The 19,490-nt window shown below is 38.0% G+C and carries 17 protein-coding genes and 1 riboswitch; of the genes, 13 read left to right on the top strand and 4 right to left on the bottom strand.

The genetic code is table 11. From position 1 onward, the window contains the following. Positions 1 to 7: 7 nt before the first annotated feature. From I215_RS02960 to I215_RS02995, 8 genes are all read left to right on the top strand, one after another. On the top strand, positions 8 to 1,096 hold the full coding sequence (locus I215_RS02960) for a LamG domain-containing protein (protein ID WP_008990466.1): 1,089 nt from the start codon (positions 8 to 10) through the stop codon (positions 1,094 to 1,096). 26 nt (positions 1,097 to 1,122) lie between these two features. Next, positions 1,123 to 2,508, top strand: a complete 1,386-nt coding sequence (locus I215_RS02965) for a glucoamylase family protein (protein ID WP_008990467.1) — start codon at positions 1,123 to 1,125, stop codon at positions 2,506 to 2,508. 2 nt (positions 2,509 to 2,510) lie between these two features. After that, positions 2,511 to 3,491 (top strand): metallophosphoesterase, encoded by a 981-nt coding sequence (locus I215_RS02970; protein ID WP_008990468.1) that lies wholly within the window; start codon positions 2,511 to 2,513, stop codon positions 3,489 to 3,491. A gap of 4 nt (positions 3,492 to 3,495) precedes the next feature. After that, entirely contained in the window at positions 3,496 to 4,284 is a 789-nt protein-coding gene (locus I215_RS02975; RefSeq protein WP_008990469.1) for a carboxylesterase family protein, read from the top strand. Positions 4,285 to 4,345: 61 nt separating this feature from the next. Further along, entirely contained in the window at positions 4,346 to 6,619 is a 2,274-nt protein-coding gene (gene bglX / locus I215_RS02980) for a beta-glucosidase BglX (protein WP_008990470.1), read from the top strand. 21 nt (positions 6,620 to 6,640) lie between these two features. Further along, positions 6,641 to 7,552 carry an alpha/beta hydrolase gene (locus I215_RS02985; RefSeq protein WP_008990471.1) on the top strand — a complete coding sequence of 304 codons (912 nt, stop codon included), beginning with the start codon at positions 6,641 to 6,643 and terminating at the stop codon, positions 7,550 to 7,552. 2 nt (positions 7,553 to 7,554) lie between these two features. Continuing rightward, positions 7,555 to 9,237, top strand: a complete 1,683-nt coding sequence (locus I215_RS02990) for a sulfatase family protein (protein ID WP_008990472.1) — start codon at positions 7,555 to 7,557, stop codon at positions 9,235 to 9,237. Positions 9,238 to 9,428: 191 nt separating this feature from the next. After that, complete coding sequence (locus tag I215_RS02995) at positions 9,429 to 10,262, top strand: endonuclease/exonuclease/phosphatase family protein (RefSeq protein WP_008990473.1); 834 nt, start codon at positions 9,429 to 9,431, stop codon at positions 10,260 to 10,262. A 7-nt stretch (positions 10,263 to 10,269) separates the two neighbouring features. Here I215_RS02995 and I215_RS03000 read toward each other — a convergent pair whose 3' ends face one another. The 3 genes from I215_RS03000 to I215_RS03010 form a co-directional block, all read right to left on the bottom strand. Further along, complete coding sequence (locus I215_RS03000) at positions 10,270 to 10,992, bottom strand: ABC transporter ATP-binding protein (RefSeq protein ID WP_008990474.1); 723 nt, start codon at positions 10,990 to 10,992, stop codon at positions 10,270 to 10,272. An 80-nt stretch (positions 10,993 to 11,072) separates the two neighbouring features. Continuing rightward, entirely contained in the window at positions 11,073 to 12,104 is a 1,032-nt protein-coding gene (locus I215_RS03005; RefSeq protein WP_008990475.1) for a FecCD family ABC transporter permease, read from the bottom strand. Continuing rightward, on the bottom strand, positions 12,101 to 13,285 hold the full coding sequence (locus I215_RS03010; RefSeq protein ID WP_040459738.1) for an ABC transporter substrate-binding protein: 1,185 nt from the start codon (positions 13,283 to 13,285) through the stop codon (positions 12,101 to 12,103). Before I215_RS03010 ends, I215_RS03005 begins: the two co-directional genes overlap by 4 nt. A 91-nt stretch (positions 13,286 to 13,376) precedes the next feature. After that, positions 13,377 to 13,614, top strand: a riboswitch (cobalamin riboswitch). Positions 13,615 to 13,684: 70 nt separating this feature from the next. Between I215_RS03010 and I215_RS03015 the strand changes: the two genes are divergently transcribed. Beyond that, positions 13,685 to 15,556, top strand: coding sequence for a TonB-dependent receptor plug domain-containing protein (locus tag I215_RS03015; RefSeq protein WP_008990477.1), 1,872 nt, complete (start codon positions 13,685 to 13,687; stop codon positions 15,554 to 15,556). A 75-nt stretch (positions 15,557 to 15,631) separates the two neighbouring features. Here the strand turns inward: I215_RS03015 and I215_RS03020 are convergent, their stop codons facing one another. Then, a complete protein-coding gene (locus I215_RS03020) occupies positions 15,632 to 17,137 on the bottom strand; it encodes a S41 family peptidase (protein ID WP_008990478.1) in 1,506 nt (501 codons plus the stop codon). A 187-nt stretch (positions 17,138 to 17,324) separates the two neighbouring features. Between I215_RS03020 and I215_RS03025 the strand changes: the two genes are divergently transcribed. The 4 genes from I215_RS03025 (at position 17,325) to I215_RS03040 (ending at position 19,473) form a co-directional block, all read left to right on the top strand. Then, the gene (locus tag I215_RS03025) at positions 17,325 to 17,837 is read left to right on the top strand and encodes an RNA polymerase sigma factor (protein WP_008990479.1); all 513 of its coding nucleotides are present in this window, start codon (positions 17,325 to 17,327) and stop codon (positions 17,835 to 17,837) included. Beyond that, positions 17,821 to 18,273 carry a hypothetical protein gene (locus I215_RS03030; protein WP_008990480.1) on the top strand — a complete coding sequence of 151 codons (453 nt, stop codon included), beginning with the start codon at positions 17,821 to 17,823 and terminating at the stop codon, positions 18,271 to 18,273. The genes I215_RS03025 and I215_RS03030 overlap by 17 nt, the downstream gene beginning before the upstream one ends. A 26-nt stretch (positions 18,274 to 18,299) precedes the next feature. After that, positions 18,300 to 18,854: a DUF4252 domain-containing protein gene (locus I215_RS03035; RefSeq protein ID WP_008990481.1), complete on the top strand. Its 555-nt coding sequence runs from the start codon at positions 18,300 to 18,302 to the stop codon at positions 18,852 to 18,854. Between the two features lie 70 nt (positions 18,855 to 18,924). Next, a complete protein-coding gene (locus I215_RS03040; protein WP_040459740.1) occupies positions 18,925 to 19,473 on the top strand; it encodes a DUF4252 domain-containing protein in 549 nt (182 codons plus the stop codon). The last annotated feature ends 17 nt before the right edge of the window (positions 19,474 to 19,490 follow it).

Here is a 19,490-nt window from a genome sequence, read left to right on the forward strand (position 1 = left end):
ACACGATATGAAACGTATTATATATTTAATGAGCTTTGTATTTGCCTTGCTAGTTTCTAGCTGTGACCAAGGCATCGACTCCATTAAGGAGGTCGCACCAGGGCCAGATATGGCCCCACCTGTAGTTGCGATTAATTATCCAGCTGCAGGATTGGAAATTCAGGTTAAAGAAGATGTGGTTCCTATCACCATTAAATTTTCTGTAGAAGACGATATTGAACTTATATCAGTTGTAGTCTCTATGGACGATGAAGTAATCAGAAGCTACAGTAGTTTTAAAGATTATAGAAAAGTCACCATAGATGATCTGGTGTATCCAAATTTAGAAAACGGTAGTCACACCCTTTCAGTTCAAGCAACTGATATCGAAGGAAAAGAGACCATACAGGCTATTACCTTCGAGAAAAAAGAAGCCTATAAACCCATCTACGATGGTGAGATATTTTATATGCCTTTTAATGGGGATTTTTCGGAATTAGTAAGTGTATCAAGCGGTACTGCCGTTGGTTCTACAGGTTTTGCTGATCAAAGCGTAGTTGGCGCTAATGCCTTTGCTGGAGCAGCAGATTCTTATGTGACATTTCCAACAGAAGGATTATTAGACAGCGAGTTTAGTGCCACGTTTTGGTATAAATTAAATGCAGTACCAGATCGTGCTGGAATATTAGTGATAGGACCTGAAGACACCGAGAATCCAGATGCTCAAAATAACAGAACCAGCGGATTTCGATTCTTTAGAGAAAATGCTGGGGGTAATCAACGTTTTAAACTCAATGTGGGTAACGGTACGGCCGATTCATGGGTAGATGGTGGCGAAGCGGCAGATCTTTCCCCTGGTACTGATTGGGTACAAATGGCTTTTACTATTTCTCAAAGCACCGCCAAAGTTTATATCGACGGAGTCCTGGTAGCGGAAACCGCTATTACAGGTGTGGATTGGACTGGATGCGATTTGTTATCTATTGGATCTGGGGCTCCTAGGTTCTCTGGATGGGATCATCTTTCTGACTTGAGCTTTATTGATGAACTCCGATTTTATAACAAAGAGTTGAGCATTGAAGAAATTTTGGAAATCCAAAATGCTGATTTAGAGTAACTATTAATTAAAAAAAATAAAATACGATGCGTTTAATCAAAATCTTTATGTTGTTGTTCACATTAGTAATTACCTCGTGTGAAAATAATACAAAAAAGGAATCCGATACCGCGGAACCTAATACTCCATCTCCAGAGGAGCAAGGAGAGTTTGTTCCAACAGATGATGATGTTGCCCTTATGGATAAGGTTCAACGTCAAACTTTCGATTACTTTTGGGATGGTGCCTTACCGAATTCTGGATTGGCAGCAGAACGTATTCATACCGATGGTGAGTATCCATCTAATGACAAGCATATTTTAACAACTGGTGGAAGCGGTTTTGGACTCATGGCTATTTTAGTGGGTATTGAACGGGGATACATCACAAGAGATCAAGCCTTAAAACGATATATTAAGGTCGTCGATTTTTTGGCAAAAGCGGATCGCTTTCATGGTGCATGGCCACATTGGTTGGATGACAATACTGGTAAAACCAAAGCATTTAGTACCTATGATGATGGTGGGGATCTTGTAGAGACTGCCTTTTTGATTCAAGGACTTTTAACGGTAGCTGAATACTTTAAGGGTGGTAATGAGCAGGAACAAAAACTAGTTAGTGATATTCAAACCTTATACGAAGAAGTTGAATGGGATTGGTATACTAAAGGAGAAAATGTATTGTATTGGCACTGGTCGAAAAATCATGAGTGGAAAATGAATTTCCCAATTGGTGGATACAACGAATGCCTTATTATGTATGTTCTAGCAGCTGCATCACCAACTCATCCAATATCTAAAGAGGTGTATGATAAGGGTTGGGCTAGAGATGGAGCGATTACTGAGGATACTACCTATTATGATTTGCCTACCATACTAGATCATTATGAGCATGATGGCGACCCAGTTGGTCCCATGTTTTGGTCTCATTATTCGTATTTAGGACTAAATCCAAAAGGCTTAAAAGATCAATATGCTGACTACTGGGCTTTGAATCGTAATCATGCATTGATTCAGTATAGGTATTGTGTAGATAATCCAAAGAATTACGAGGGTTATGGGGAAAATTGTTGGGGGATGAGCTCAAGTTATTCCATGAAAGGCTATGCAGGACATCGTCCTGGAAGTATGGATCTTGGTGTAATTACACCCACTGCAGCACTAGCATCTATGCCTTATACACCAAAAGAAAGTATGCAGTTTTTAAGATATATGTATACCGAGCAGGATTCCCTTATCGGGAAATATGGCCCCTATGATGCCTTTAGTCTTGAGGAAGATTGGTATGTCCCTCGTTATTTGGCTATTGATCAAGGGCCCATACCTGTTATGATTGAAAATTATAGAACGGGATTACTTTGGGAGCTTTTTATGAGAAATAAGGATGTTCAAAATGGATTGGATAAATTAGGGTTTACCTATACAACTATGTAGCCATGATCATTAGTCGAAGTGTAATGTACATTGGTGTCTTAGTATTGGTATTGGGGTGTAAACTTCAAAAAAAAAGCTTTGAGTTTGTAGTATTGCCAGATACGCAGTCTTATATGGAATCTTATCCCGATATTTACATAAGACAAATGGAGTGGATTGCAGATCATCAGAAGCGTTTTTCCTTTGTAATACATCTTGGTGACATTACGCAAAACAACAGTGAAAATGAGTGGAAACTCGCCAAAGAAGGATTTAATAGAATAGAATCAAAGGTTCCCTATACCTTTAGCATAGGGAATCATGATATGGGGAGTGGACCAGGAAAATTTGCTGATCAGCGCAATACCAAATTGGCCAATGCACATTTTGACATTCAAGCATTAAAGAATAATGACCATGTGATCGCTTCTTTTCCTAAAGCAACGGTAGATAACCTTTGTAGTAAATTTGAAATCGCTGGCTATACTTGGCTGGTATTTTCTTTGGAATTTGGACCTAGAAATAAAACAATTGATTGGGTAGACCAAATAATTGAAAAGCACCCTGAGGCAAAGGTTATTATCAATACGCATGCTTATATGTTTGATGATAATACCTTACATGGGGGTGATCATTGGTGGCAACCACAGGCATATGGGATTGGAAAGGACACAGGAGCAGATGCGGTTAATAATGGCAGACAGTTATGGGATAAATTGGTTAGCAGGCATCCGAATATCTTGATGGTATTTAGCGGTCATGTTTTAAAATCAGGTGTTGGCAGACTGGTCTCAACGGGGGATCACAGTAATGAGGTGTATCAAATGTTGTCTAATTATCAAAAAGGAGTGGAGGGCTCGCAAAGTGGTGGAAATGGATTTTTGAGAATAGTGAAGGTTGATGTTGAAAAGGGTGAAATTTCTGTTAGTACCTATTCTCCTTGGCTAGATGCTTATAAGGAGGATGCTGACCACGATTTTAGTTTTGAAAATGTAAAATTTTAATACTATGAACTATAAAAACAACTGGCTTAGCTGCCTATTAGTATTGCTTCCAATGTTGATCTTTTCGCAAGAGCAACTCTATAAAGAAGCAAGTTTGGTACGGCAAAACGATACTTTAAACTATCGGATTTTATTGCCTGAAAATTTTTCAGAGAACCAGACCTATCCCTTGTTGTTATTCCTTCATGGAGCCGGTGAACGGGGAAGTGATAACAAGGCCCAACTAACCCATGGAAGTACCCTGTTTACTGCCCAAGAAAACAGATCTAATTTTCCAGCGATTGTTATTTTTCCACAATGCCCTAAGGACGATTATTGGTCGAATGTGGATATTGACCGTTCTAAGCAAAGTATACAATTGGAATTTAATTCCCAAAAAGAAGCCACTACTGCTCTGACACTGGTCATGGAATTACTTAATGAGCAATTAGATCAACCTTATGTGAATAAAGATAGAGTCTATGTTGCAGGATTATCTATGGGAGCCATGGGGACTTTTGAAATCCTCAGTCGGATGCCAACGACATTCGCTGCTGCAATTCCCATATGTGGAGCAGGTAATACAGCCTTGGCTGAAAAATATGCCCAAGTACCCTTGTGGGTATTTCACGGCGCTAAAGATAATGTGGTCGCCCCGCTGTATTCTCTAGAAATGGTAGAAGCTTTGTTAAAGGCTGGTGGTTACCCTAAATTCACTTTATATGAGGATGCCAATCACAACAGCTGGGATTCCGCATTTGCTGAACCAGAGCTTTTAACTTGGTTGTTTTCAAAAAATCGAGCTCAGCCATAAATAGGAATAGCTCGCCAAGTAGAATGAATATCTAGCGTAACAGAATAAAAGATTAAACAATATGTCACGATTAAAAACCATTATATTAGGATGTCTCTTGGTAAGTTTTTCTGTACTAGCTCAAAGTTCAGAACAAATTCCAATGGTGGAAGCACTCTTGGAAAAAATGACAGTGGAGCAAAAGATAGGACAGCTTAATTTAGTTACCCCTGGCGGTGGCATCGCTACCGGTGAGGTTGTTAGCCGGAATGTAGAGGCGAAGATAAAGGCTGGTAATGTTGGTGGATTATTTGGGGTTTCTGGTCCGAATAAGATTAGAATGGCTCAGGATCTTGCTGTTAACCAAAGTCAATTAGGTATTCCATTACTCTTTGGTTTTGATGTTATTCACGGTTATAAAACAACTTTCCCAATTCCTTTGGGATTAGCCTCTAGCTGGGATATGGATTTAATCAAAAAGACTGCTCAAGTTGCAGCTAAGGAGGCTACAGCCGATGGGATAAACTGGAATTTTTCTCCAATGGTAGATATCACTCGTGATCCGAGATGGGGAAGAATCGCCGAGGGCGCTGGTGAAGATCCATTTTTAGGATCGGCTATTGCCAAGGCTATGGTGGAGGGATACCAAGGAGATGATCTCACAGCTTCAAATACCATGATGGCCACTGTAAAGCATTTAGCTCTTTATGGAGCCTCTGAAGCAGGACGGGATTACAATTCTGTTGATATGAGTCACCTTAAAATGTTTAATCAGTATATGCCACCTTACAAAGCCGCTATAGATGCTGGAGCTGCCTCGGTGATGACTTCATTTAATGATATCGATGGTGTCCCAGCTACTGGGAATAAATGGTTATTGACTAAGGTATTGCGTGAGCGATGGGGTTTTGAGGGATTTGTTGTCTCTGATTACACCTCTTTAAATGAGATGGTAGCTCATGGTTTGGGTGATTTGCAGGCGGTTTCTGCCTTGGCATTAAATGCTGGTTTGGATATGGATATGGTAGGGGAAGGTTTTTTAACCACGCTTAAAAAGTCATTGGAACAAGGTAAGGTGACTGAAGAGGCCATTACAAAGGCATGCAGAAGGATTTTAGAAGCAAAGTTTAAGTTAGGCTTGTTTGATGATCCTTATCGATACATCGACATGGATAGACCAAAGAGAGATATACTCTCTCCAGAGAACAGAGCGATTGCTCGAAAAGCTGCTGCTGCATCCGCAGTACTACTTAAAAATGAAACGGGAATACTGCCAATTTCAAAAACTGCTAAAATTGCACTGGTAGGGCCTTTGGCAGATAATAGAAATAATATGCTGGGAACATGGGCTCCGACGGGTGAAACTAAATACGCTGTAACTATACGTGAGGGTATTGCAAATGTAGCCCCTTCGGCAAAGGTCCAATATGCCAAAGGCTCGAATATATTGGACGACCCAGAAATGGCAAAAAAAATTAATGTCTTTGGGCCACGGGTTATCATTAGTGAATCCTCACCAGAGGAATTACTAAAGGAGGCTTTGGCTAGTGTATCCAAGTCGGATGTAGTGGTAGCTGTTGTGGGGGAAGCCACAGAGATGAGTGGTGAGGCGGCGAGTCGAACTGATCTCCGTATCCCAGAGGCACAGAAAAAAATGATTCGAGCATTGGTGGAAACAGGTAAACCTGTAGTCTTAGTTCTTATGAGTGGTAGACCACTAAATATTAGTGAAGAATTTGAAATGCCAGTAAGTATTTTACAAGTCTGGCATCCTGGAGTGGAAGCAGGAAATGCTATTGCTGATTTGTTGTTTGGTAATTATAATCCTTCGGGTAAATTAACTGCGACTTGGCCGCGAACAGTAGGGCAGATTCCAATATACCACAGCATGAAAAATACGGGGCGCCCTGCTGAGGATCCTGAAGAATTTCAGAAATTTAGATCCAATTATCTTGATGTTCCTAACACGCCTTTGTTTGCTTTTGGTTACGGACTCAGCTACACAACTTTTGAATATTCAAATTTAAAATTAAGCCACGATAGAATTGGTCAAAATCAATCCATAGAGGTTTCCGTTGAAATTAAGAATACTGGGGAGTATGACGGTGCAACGGTAGTACAGCTATATCTTAAAGATGTGGTTAGAAGTATTACCCCGCCCAAACGGACATTAAAAGGATTTAAAAAGGTGTTCCTTAAAAAAGGGGAGCAAAAAACCGTTCGATTGACTTTAAGAGCTGATGATTTAAAATTTTACAACAATGAATTGGAATTTATTGCAGAGCCTGGTGTTTTTGAGGTATTTATAGGTGCAGATTCCAATGCAACTCTAAAAAAATCCTTTAATTTACAGTAGAACTAAAAAACTACTTTTACCATGCTGTTAAGATTCTTACTACTTTCATGGACCTTTTTATTGTTGATTTCTTGTAATCCATCGCAAGAAAACAGGTATATCGAACCAATTTTTGAAAAGGTACAACAACAAACTTATACCTATGCCGACACCCTAAAATTAGACTTTTATGATGCTAAGGAGGATCTTTTAGATAAACGACCTTTACTTGTTGTCGTTCATGGAGGAGGATTTTCTGTAGGACAAAGGGATAACCCAACAGAGGTTAAATTTTCTGAAGCCATGGCAAAAAAGGGCTATACAGTAGCCTCTGTAAGCTACAGGCTAACAAGAAAAGGAAAAGCAACAGGTTTCGGATGTGATTGTCCAGCTGAAGATAAAATAGAAACTATCAAAATGTCAGGTGAGGATATTTTAAAGGCACTACATTTTCTAAAGAAAAGAAATGACGTTTTTAAAATTGATTTTAATCGTGTGATTCTCATCGGCAGTAGTGCGGGGGCAGAAGCTGTGGTTAATTTGGCGTATATGCGCGACAGCGATTTATATAATGATTTGAACTACGGGGACCTGGAGTTTGCGGGGGTGGTATCTTTTGCAGGAGCTTTATTAGAACTCGGGAGTTTAACTAAGGCAAACGCTAAACCATCTATGTTTTTTCATGGTATGAAAGATCGTTTGGTGCCCTATGATGTCGCAGCACACCATTACTGTGATAAGGATGCCCCTGGCTATCTCATGCTTTATGGTTCTAAAGCCATGGCTGATAAATTAAAAGAATTAAAGGTTTCGTATAACCTTGGTATGGACCCCAGTGGGACCCATCAATGGGCTGGAATTCCTTTCTCAAGAACAGATTCTATAGCTAATTTTATTAATGAGGCAATCATAAAGCAGCAATTAACGCAAATAAATAGAACACTTAAAAAATAATTATGAAGGACTCAAAAACCATTAGAACTTTTAATTTCTTTGTTTTAGGAGCTCTGTTAATTTTTGTGAGTTCATGTCAAACAAAAAGTAAAGACAATAATTCTACGCAAACAAAGGAAGATATCCAAAATAGCCGACCAAACATTCTATTTATAATGTCGGATGACCATGCATATCAAGCAATAAGTGCTTATGGTAGTGAGTTGAGTAAATTGGCCCCTACACCAAATATTGATAGAATTGCAGACAACGGAGCGTTGTTTACCAATATGTATAATACCAATTCGATATGTGGACCATCTCGGGCTGTAATTCTCACAGGTAAGCATAGTCATGTAAATGGATTTCGTCAAAATGGCGAGCGATTTGATGGTAATCAGCCTACCCTACCTAAGAAATTAAAACAAATAGGCTACCAAACGGCATTGATTGGAAAGTGGCATCTTTATGGGTACCCTCAGGGATTTGATTATTGGAACATTGTGGTAGATCAGGGACATTACTACAATCCTGATTTTATAAAAATGGGAGACACTATTCGAATCCCGGGCTATGCTACAGATATTATTACAGAAGAAGCCTTGAGTTGGTTAAAGGAAAGTAGGAAGGAGAACAAACCATTCTTTATGATGTTACATCACAAGGCTCCACATAGAAACTTTATGCCTCCTTTACGTTATTTAAATGAATTTGATTCTATTACTTTTCCCGTTCCTGAAACTTATTTCGATAAGCATGACAATCAAATTGCAGCTCAACAACAGTTGCAGACCATCTATAGGGATATGTATGAGGGCCATGATCTGAAATTAAGTAAGGAGTATGGAAGTACAGAATTATCCAACAATCCCTGGACAAATGATTTTGATCGTATGTCTGAGGAGCAAAAGGAAATTTGGGACAAGGCTTACCTTCCAAAGAATAATGCTTTTTGGGAGAAGGATTTAAAGGGAAAAGAGTTGGCGATTTGGAAATTACAACGTTATCTTCAAGAATACTTAGGAACAGTTAAGGCCGTTGATGATGGGTTAGGGAAGGTGCTTGATTATCTTCAGGAAAATGGACTTATGGAGAACACTATTGTGGTGTATACTTCAGACCAAGGTTTTTATCTTGGAGAAAAGGGTTTTTTCGACAAACGCTTTATGTATGAGGAATCCTTTAGAATGCCTTTTATGATTCAGTATCCAGGTAAGATAGAGGCAGGAAGCAAAGTAAGCGCTTTGACTCAAAACCTAGACTTTGCACAAACGTTTTTAGACTACGCAGGGGCTGCTGATTCCGCCACCGTTGCAATGCAAGGAAAGTCGTTTAAGCCGCTTCTTCAAGGAAAGGTATCTGATGATGATTTTAGAGATGCTATTTATTACCACTACTATGACTACCCAGCCTTTCATATGGTTAAAAAACATTATGGGGTCAAAACTAAACGCTATAAGTTGATGCACTTCTATGATGACATTGATGCTTGGGAATTTTATGATCTAAAAGAAGATCCTAAAGAGCAGTATAATGCCATCGATGATAAGCGGTATACACAAATTATTGAAATGATGCATCAAAAGTTGGATTCACTACAGAAGGTTTATAAGGTAACGGATAAGGAGTTTGAGCAGGCTCCAAAACAAAAAGTCGATAATGCCTATAAGGTTTTTGAACGCTTAAGAGGGACTCCGATTCAGTAAAGTGACCTTTTGGTTTAGAAAGAGGTGAGGTTAGCATTATATTATCAACTAATTTTTGACAAAAGTTCCAACTATTGGAAGTGATGGCTTACACATAGCAAATAAAATAAAACAAGCAGTTTTTACAACATCTAAAACTAGGTTTGGTATATTTGAGAATAATAAATTTTACTGGCTATAACACAAGAATTATGAGAATTTTAAATTTACTTTTAGCTGCGCTTTTATGCAGTTTAACTTATGCTCAAGACCTTCAAGTGATGTCTTACAACATCAAGTACGACAACACATCGGATTCTGTCAACAATTGGGAAAATCGCAAAACTTTTCTAACATCTCAACTTAATTATTACGATGCAGATATAATTGGAACTCAAGAAGGATTACACCATCAACTCGAAGATATTAAAGCAGCTTTAGACCGCTATGATTACGTAGGTATAGGTCGGGATAAAGGAAATACAGAAGGTGAATATTCAGCCATTTTTTATAACACACAACAAGTGGAAGTTCTAAAGCAAGGGACATTTTGGCTTTCTCCTACTTCAGATAAGCCATCTAAAGGTTGGGATGCTGCTTTAAATAGAATTTGTACCTACGCCTTGTTTAAAGATAAGGACACTGATCATAGCTTTTGGGTATTTAACACTCATTTCGACCATAAGGGGGAAACTGCGCGCTTGGAGAGTTCGAAATTAATACTTCAAAAAATAAATGAAGTAAATACAGATAACAAAGCCGTCGTACTTACAGGTGACTTTAATTTAACTGATCAACAGCAGGGTATTCGGATCATTACAAGCCAAATGGTTGATACACATAAAGCCGCAGGAGATAATGCTTTTGGACCAAAGGGTACCTTTAATGGTTTTCATTTTGAAAAGCCTGTTACTGATAAAATCGATTATGTATTTATTTCAGAGGGTGGGTTTAAAGTGCTTAAAAGTGGCATTTTAAGTGATTCCCAAGATTGTAAATATCCTTCGGATCATTTTCCTGTATTGGTAGATTTGGATTTTAAATAATTATCGATCAATTGATTTTGAAACTTGCAGTTTGTGGATCAAAACTGATGAGATCACTGCCAAATAAATCTGAAAAAACTTCTTGTTTTATAAGTTCCTCTGGAGTACCAAAGATGGATTTTTCTTTCTGAAGTATTACAATTTTATCACAAAGCTGTAAGGCTAATCCAATTTCGTGGGTTGAAAAAACAATGGACCTAGTAGTTGTTTTAACAATGTTTTTAAGCATTTTAAGAACATAAGCTTTGTGATAAATATCCAAATGCGTAGTGGGCTCATCTAATAGAATTAAAGAGGTGTCCTGAGCAAGGGCTCTTGCAATCATAACTCTTTGAAATTGTCCATCACTGAGTTGGTAGCACTTTTTATCTTGGAGCTCGTTGAGTCCAGTATCGTTAAGGATCGTTTTAACCACATCAATATCCTTGGAGCTCAAACTGCCAATCCAATTAGTATAAGGTTGTCTTCCTAAAGCAATGACCTCTAAAACACTCAGGTTTTTAGTCGGGATTCCTTCTGTAAGAACTATGCTAAGGGATTTGGCGAGTTGATTAGACTTGTAGGAAGATAACAACGTGTTATGAAGTAGGATCTCACCTGAAAGCTTTGGTTGAATACCAGAGAGGGTCCGAAGTAGGGTAGACTTTCCAACCCCATTGGTACCAACTAGGGCAACTAGTTCACCAGATTGCACATTAAAATTGATGTTTTCCGCCACCGGGCTAATCATAGATTTATGCTGGTATCCTATTTTTAGATCCCTGGCTTGAATGACGCTATTTGTTGTTTTTGTCTTGATAGGATCGATATTTAAAAAATCATTTTACGTTTTCTAACCAATAGCCAAATAATTACTGGAGCACCAACTAAAGAGGTAATGGCGTTAATGGGTAGGGTTAAAGTACTTCCAGGAAGTTGAGCAACCGTATCACAAAGAAGCATAATCATGGCTCCGAAACAAACGGTTGCAGGTATCATTATTTTGTGATTTTGAGTCGGAAATAATTGTCTGCTCAGGTGTGGGACAGCTAAACCTATAAATGCAATTGGACCAGCAAATGCGGTAATACTTCCAGCCAAGAGACTTGTAGAAATGATAATTAAATATCTAGATCTCTTAACGTTAATTCCCAGACTAAAGGCATAGTGTTCCCCCAGTAAAAGAGCATTAAGAGGCTTGATGCAATATATCGCAATTAAAACTCCTAATACAACAAATACACATAAGAGTAACAATTGATTCCAAGAAAGATTACCTAGACTGCCAAAGGACCAGAAAATATATTGTTGAAGCTGTTCTTTCTGAGTAAAATAAGACAGTACACTTACCACTGAACTGGTAATACTTCCGAACATTAAGCCAATAATCAATAGAGTCATGGTATCCTTGACCGCACTAGCTACAATCATAATGGCGGATAGGACCAAAAAACTTCCAACGGTTGCAGCAATAATGGTACCTGCTGAGTACCCAAGGCCAAATCCAATAACTCCTCCAAATATTGAAGTTCCCATAATCAATAAGGCCACCCCTAGACTAGCCCCTGAACTAATTCCTAAAACAAAAGGCCCTGCTAGAGGATTTCTAAAAAGGGTTTGCATTAAGAGTCCACTTAGAGATAATCCACTACCTACTAAAATTGCCGTCAGTGATTTTGGAAGCCTATAATTTACAATTATATACCTCCAAGATTCATCAGCCACAGGACGATCCAATAGCGCATAAATCACTTCTTTAGCAGGAATACTCACTGATCCCAGAGATAAGTTTACTACAAAGCTTACTATAAGAAATACCCCTAGAATAAGCAGTGAAGGATAATATGATTTTGTGGTATTCAAGGCTGTAACGGTTTAAAGAATACTGTTGTGTAATTGGGTAACAAATTGGGATGTAAAATATGAATTATATCTTTTAAAACAACATCAGGCCTAGTCGGGGCTAGCTCATAGTAGAGCATCCCACCTTTATCTCCAGTGCTTAGGCCGTAGGTGAAAATCTTCTTTTTCTTGAAAAAATTAAATTGTTGATAATGCGGGTTAGCCTGTTTTAACTGGCTATAACTAATAAATTGTCCAGAACCTATCCAATATTCAGTATCACGCGCCTGCATTAAAACTGTTTCAAAGTTCAAAGAAAGACTACCTGTTCCTTTGGAGTCTTTCCATAGATAACTAGCATTAGCATCTTGGAAGAATTGTGCAAGCCAACTTTCCCCTCCTGGCGCGTACCAGATATCCTTGAACATCGAACCGCTAATTACCGTTGGTCTAGAGGTAGCTTCTAGGGCAAGTTTCTTTGCTTTGTTATATTCTGTAACAACGGCGTTAAAAATTTGATTAGCCTGCTCGGATTTGCCAAAGAAAGCTCCCATAAATTTAATCCACTCCGCTTTACCAAGCGGTGTTTCCTCTACCCAATCCCCATTGTATACCACTGGAATTCCTGCTTTGGAGATGGTGGCATAACTCTTGTTTTGATTCGAAACTCCAAAGCCTATAAAAAGTTCTGGCTGGGCAGCAATAATAACCTCTTCATTTAAAGATTCATTGGAGCCTAATTCAATTATTTGCCCGCTTTCAACTCGTTTTCTTAACTCTGGAGAGGAAATAAAGTCTGTTTCTGCAAAACCGATTAAATGATCTGAAACATCTAAAAGTTCGAAGGCGGGAATATGGGTAGTCGATGTGGCAGCTACCCTTTTAACTGGGGTAAATACAACAGCATCAAAGTTTTCTCTGAGGTAATTTATACTGTCCTTTAATTGGTTTTTATGCTTTTTTTCAATCAAGGCGTACCTAAAGGGAGCATTTGCATTAGGCCATGGAGATTTCACTTGGATAAAGGTAATGTGACCTTGTTTTTTTATAGTAAACCCTTGGGCGTAAAGAACTGCAATTTCTGCATCCTGGGTGCTTTGCAATGTTGTAGTTTGTTCTAAAGAAGGGGATTCCTTCTTTTGCTGGGATTCATTACAACCCATAAGCGCAACAACCAATAAAAGGCAAAGGTATTTAATCATGAGAAGCTTAATTGTGTATTTTCTATCGCTGATTCTAGGTGTAAAATTAAGATTAATTTATTGGGTAAGGCTTCTGTTGTCTAAAATGTTTACATTTGCCATGAATTTATGGTTCCTAATTTTGAGAATTCAAATAGGATGAAAAGGGAATACGGTGTAAATCCGTAGCTGTTCCCGCAACTGTAAGCTTTAAGTAGTCAAACGAGTAACTACTAATTTAATGTTTTGGTGTCTTATTTATGCCACTGTTCAATTTCTATAGGATTTGGATGGGAAGGCTAATCAAAACAAAAGCAAGCCAGGAGACCTGCCTAAATTCACAAATACATTGTCAAACTTTCGGGATAAAAGTTGGTGTATGGTTTTTCCATACTTTTTCCCTTTTTACAACCTTAAAAAATGAACAAAAGAGTTCTTTCTTTTTGTGCTCTTGGTGTACTGTGTACCCTTGGCTACTCTCAAGAAATTAGTGTGTTAGATGACACTCAAATTAATCAATTAGATGCTGTTGTTGTCAGTGATTCTAGATTTGAATTAAAGCGCGAAAACTCAGGAAAAACGATTATTACGATCACCACTGAGGAGCTTCAAAGAAATCAAGGACGCACTCTGGCAGAACTAATCAACACCAAAAGTGGTATTGAAATCAACGGAAGTCGCAGTAATGCAGGGCAGAATTTATCGTATCTAGTCCGGGGTGGGAATAACAGACAAGTACTTTTCTTAATCGATGGTATTGCCATTAGCGACCCTTCTCAGATAGCGGGTGATTTTGATTTAAAACTCGTGGATTTAGCAAATGTAGAATCCGTTGAGATTTTAAAGGGAGCAGCGAGTGCCTTATACGGAAATGGTGCTGCTACCGCAGTTATTAATATCAAAACAAAACAAGCAGGAACTGATAAGATTTCAGCGAGTTTTCAAAGTAGTATAGCAAGTAATCAATCTTCAGATGAGGATTCTTATTCAATTGCAGACTTTCGAAATAATCTCAATGTCAATGGACGGTTGGATAAGTTTAGCTATTTGGTAGGTTTTGGTCAGCAATACACCGATGGTTTGTCCGCAGTGATAGCAGAAGAAGAGGATCCTTTTAACCGTATTAACACTAATGTCAATTTTGGTTATCAGTTCTCGGATCGATTTTCTGTAAATGTGCTGGGGTATTACGATAAGTTTAAAGCTGATTTTGACTCATCCTCTCCAATGGGTGATAATGATAATCATTCTCAAAGTGAGCAGTACAGAGTGACTCTGTCCCCTGAATACCGTTATGGACAAGGACAATTAAATATCAACGCCTCTTTTAATGAAATTCGGCGGGATATTTATTCGGAATTTCCTAACTCTTATAAGGCAACAAGCACTGTGGTGGATGCCTATAACAGGTATAACTTTAATGATCAGTTCTACACCATTTTAGGGGTGAATTATGTTCGACACACTGCAACTCTGGGAGCTGACACTGATTTTTCCACTACAGACCCTTATGCCAATGTAGTATGGGTTTCTGACTTTGGTCTTAATCTTAACCTTGGAGGTCGATGGAATAATCATAGCGAATATGGCAGCCATTTCACATACAATTTTAATCCTTCTTATACCTTAAAGCTTGATGGGAGTTATTTAAAGTTTCTTGGATCTTATAGTAGCTCCTATATTGCACCGACCCTGCCGCAATTATTCGGCGCATTTGGCGCAAATCCAGATCTAAAGCCAGAAGAAAATCAAACTCTTGAAGCAGGAGTGGAGTTTAAAAGTAATATCTTTAGATGGAGTGGACTTTATTTTAACCGTGAAGAAGAAAATTTTATTGATTATGTGCTTGGTATAGAAACAGGACAGTGGAGTTACACTAATATTGAAGATAGTTTTACTGTTCATGGCGTGGAGTTAGAGGCTGCATACAATCCTGTGAACAAACTAAGTATTACCGCAAATTATACATTTACCGAGAATCGGGATAAGGTGGTACTAAGAATTCCAAAGCATAAAATTAATACTCATGTGGATTATCAATTGCTTCCAACCACCGCATTTAGCCTAGGGTATCAATATACTGGGCAACGTTTGGATACTGATTTTAGCACCTTTGAAAATGTGAATCTCAAGGCTTTTTCCCTTTTAAATTTTGCTGTTAACCATCAGGTTTCCAATCAGTTTACTGTGTTTTTAAACCTAGATAACATCACAAATGAAAATTACCAGGAACTTGTGGGTTATACCACAAGGGGAAGAAATATACGGTTAGGGTTTCGTCTAACTTTATAGAAAAAAAATCGAGTAGAGTTTTTAAAAGATGCGTCTACTCGATTTTTTAATATTGTGTTATAGTATTATAGCTCCCTATTTTTCTAAAAGCTGTAAATCCGAAGGAAGCATATACATCTCTGTACTGAACTTTGGCCCTTTTATCTTAACAGCTTTTTCAAGGGTAATGGTACTTAATAAACTTTGTCTGGCACTAACCCCAGTAATATCGTTAATGGCTTTAGCAAGTAGAGCTTCGCTTGGATCTCCGAAAGGCTTAATCGAGGCAGCGAAGTTACCCTCCTCTATCTCTAGATCAGCGGTAAAACCATTGTCATAGTCGCTTTGCCCTTCACTGTTCGTTATCTGAAATACGATAGGCTGCATTCCAATGTTGTGATTTGGATTTCTTTCTTCAGGGTTGGTAAAATCCCCTTGTGAGTCATACACGGTAATGGAGCCTTCATTTTTCCCCACTGTTGTACTTCCTACCACAATTACTTCCATATATGGGCGTAAACCGTTAATGATCATCTCACTTGCAGAAGCAGTATAACCTGTGGTAATTACATATACGCGGTTAAGGCTCCCTAATCGATTTATATCAATATCTCCACCATCTATGTATGCGCCAGTTGTTTTGTCATAGATCCAAGCTTGATCAAAAAATGGATAGGTAGCACCTTGTCTACTATCTCTTTTTTGGTTGTAAACTAGGTTTGCAAATGTCGCATTAGAATTTGCCCCCCCATGGATCATACTTGCTAAAAACGCAGAGGTTATAACGGAACCGCCGCCATTATACCGCAAATCTAATACCAACTCGTTAATGTTCTCATTTTTAAACTCAGCAAACACATCATTTAGTTCCTCATGATAAGTATGGACAAAACTATTATACACCAAATACCCAATTTTTGAACCCGCAGTTTCTATAATATCATGGTAGTGCACTGGATTTTCATTTAGTATAACAGGAGATAGCGCAATTTCGTTTTCATCGTATATAAATTCACCACCTACAACTTCAACAAATCCTAGAGAAATCGAGCTTTCGGTAAACAATTTATTGATAAGATTAACATTGTTTCTGTTAAGTGTGGTTCCATCGACGCTATAAATTAAATCCCCTCGCTGTATACCTGCATCACTCGCTGGTGAGTTTTCTGTGACATAGCCAACATAGACCACTACATCAGTTTGGGTGTCGTCTATATAAACTGCAAACCCTAGGTTGATTCCATAAGATTCCGATATGCCTCTAAAAGCATCAGCTTGGGCTTCTACATCTTCTATATACCAAGAAAAATCATCTTCTTGAGCATAGACTAAATCATCGAAAAGATCTTCAGGATCTGAATACTTGTTTAAATAAGTGTAATAATTATCCTGATTGTCATCCTTGGTGTCTGCTAAGTCCTCTACTTTATCTTGGTAGTAGTACCAGTAATTCATACCTTTCCAAATAAAGTCATTGACCTCATTGTTGAGTTCTACTGTTCCGGGGTCTGGATTATTGATGTCGTCATCATCTTTGCTACAACTAATGCTTACTGCAAGTAGAAGAAGAAGTATCCAAGAGTTTTTTAATTTGTTATTCATAATTTTGGTTATTTGAGGTAAAACGCGGAAAAATCAATATTTATTGAGTTTAAGCGATAGTAAGTTTAATGTTAGAAGTGTAAGATTACTTACATTTAGTGAATTAAAAAAATAAATTGTAACAAAATTCACTTATCATCGTCTTCATATTATAACGCAATTAAACAAGCACTAAGCAACCAATAAAATGCAACAAAAGGAATTTTTAAATACAGTTATGCCTTTTAAGGATAAGTTATTCCGACTTGCGAAGCGTTTGTTAGTTTCCACTGATGAGGCTGAAGACGCCACTCAAGAAGTACTGTTGAAGCTATGGAAAAACAAAAGTAAGATTGAACAGTACAACAATGTGGAAGCTTTTGCTGTTACAATGACTAAGAATTACTGTTTAGATCGGTTAAAGTCTAAACAAGCTGGAAATTTAAAACTTGTACATTCGAATTATACCGATGAGAGTGTGTCGCTCCAAGGTAGAATAGAGACGCGCGATAGTTTAGGATGGATGAGTAAAATAATAAGTAAGCTCCCCGAGCAGCAACGAATGGTATTGCAGTTAAGGGATATCGAACAATATGAATTTAATGAAATAGAAGAAATGTTATCGATGAAAGCTACTGCAGTGCGTGTGACTTTATCAAGGGCACGAAAAGCAGTACGGGATGAATTAACAAAGACGCACAGTTATGGAATCAGTAAATAGAATAGAAAAATTATTGGAAAAATATTTGGAGGCTACAACCACTCTAGCTGAAGAAAACGAATTAAAGGAATATTTCGCTAGTGATGATGTAGCACCGCATTTGCAGCATTACAGTATGATGTTCAATTATTTTTCCGTAGCCAAAGAAGAACGAAGTACACGCGAGATCCCAGTAAAACCTGGAAAAAATCGTTATTATTTAGCCTGGGCTAGCATCGCAGCTGTAGCCGTACTTGCCTTTGGTGTTTATTTTGGCAGTGAAGAACCTTCTTCCCCTTATGAAAAACTTTTTGCACAAGGTTATACGGAGGAAGAAATTGAATCTGCACAGATGGCCATCTCACTATTCACAAATAATTTTAAAAAAGGAGTAGAAGGGGCAAGCTATCTGGAGGAGTTTGAAAAAAGCACTAACCGTTTCATTTTAAATAATTAAAATTAATAAGATTTAATTTCAGAAGTATGAAAAAGTATTTAGTAATTATTATGGTCGCATTGTCTCCTTTATTGACACAAGCGCAAAGTATTTTTGATAAGTATGCTGATAATTCAGAGGTTACCTATGTAGCCTTACAGCCGAAAATGTTTCAAATGCTCAGCAAAATAAGTGTCAGTTCGGATGATCCAGATGCGCAGGCGGTTTACGATTTGGTCAATAACATCACTAGTTTCAAGGTGATCACCACTGAGAAGCCAGACATCACTAGAGATTTGGATAATTGGGTGACCAACCATTTAACCAAGTCTAATTTTGAAGAATTGATGCGTGTTCGCGATGGTGATGCCAATGTTAAGTTCTATGTAAAGGAGGGTGGTGATGAGTTCCATGTCAAAGAATTGATCATGCTAGTTACGGATCTAAATTATGAGGATTTGGAAATCGCTGGAAGAAAGCCAGAAACAGTATTGTTGTCCTTAACAGGTAATATCGATTTACGTCAGATCTCTAAACTTACCTCAAAAATGGACCTGCCAGGAGGTGATCAGCTCGGTAAGGCAGGACAAAAACATAAATAATTCAAAATAACAAAATAGGAACCTCCGATTTATGGAGGTTCCTTTAATTAATCAACATCAATATATCCATATGGAATACATAGGTAATTACATAGCAGTTTTGGTGCTTAGTATAGCTTTTTTCTCCTGTTCAAATGGTACTCCTAGTTTACAGGAATACTTTGTAAGCCAAAACCAGAATTCAAATTTCATTTCTATAGACATCCCATCTAGTATTTTAAGTGTCGATAACACCTTACTTTCTGACCAACAGAAACAAGCTTTTGAATCTGTCAAAAAGCTAAATGTATTGGCATTTAGATTAAACCAGGAAAATTCCTTAGAATACGAAAAGGAAAAACAAACCATTAGCGAGATTTTAAAAGATGATAAGTATCAAGACCTTATGGTGATGAACAGTGGAATTCACCGAGGCACCATTAAGTACTTAGGTACCGATGAGGCCATTGATGAGGTAATTATATTTGGCAGTAGTGATGATGAAGGTCTTGCCTTGATACGGGTTCTTGGAAAGGATATGAAGCCTGAGAATATGATAACATTAGTGAAAGCCCTGGAGAACGGAAGCATTGATGTTTCTGGACTTGAAGGTCAACTAAAAGGAGTTTTTGACAAATAATAGTCCTTGATTAAAAT

The sequence above is a fragment of the Galbibacter marinus genome, from assembly GCF_000300875.1.
GTDB classification, from domain to species: Bacteria; Bacteroidota; Bacteroidia; order Flavobacteriales; family Flavobacteriaceae; genus Galbibacter; species Galbibacter marinus.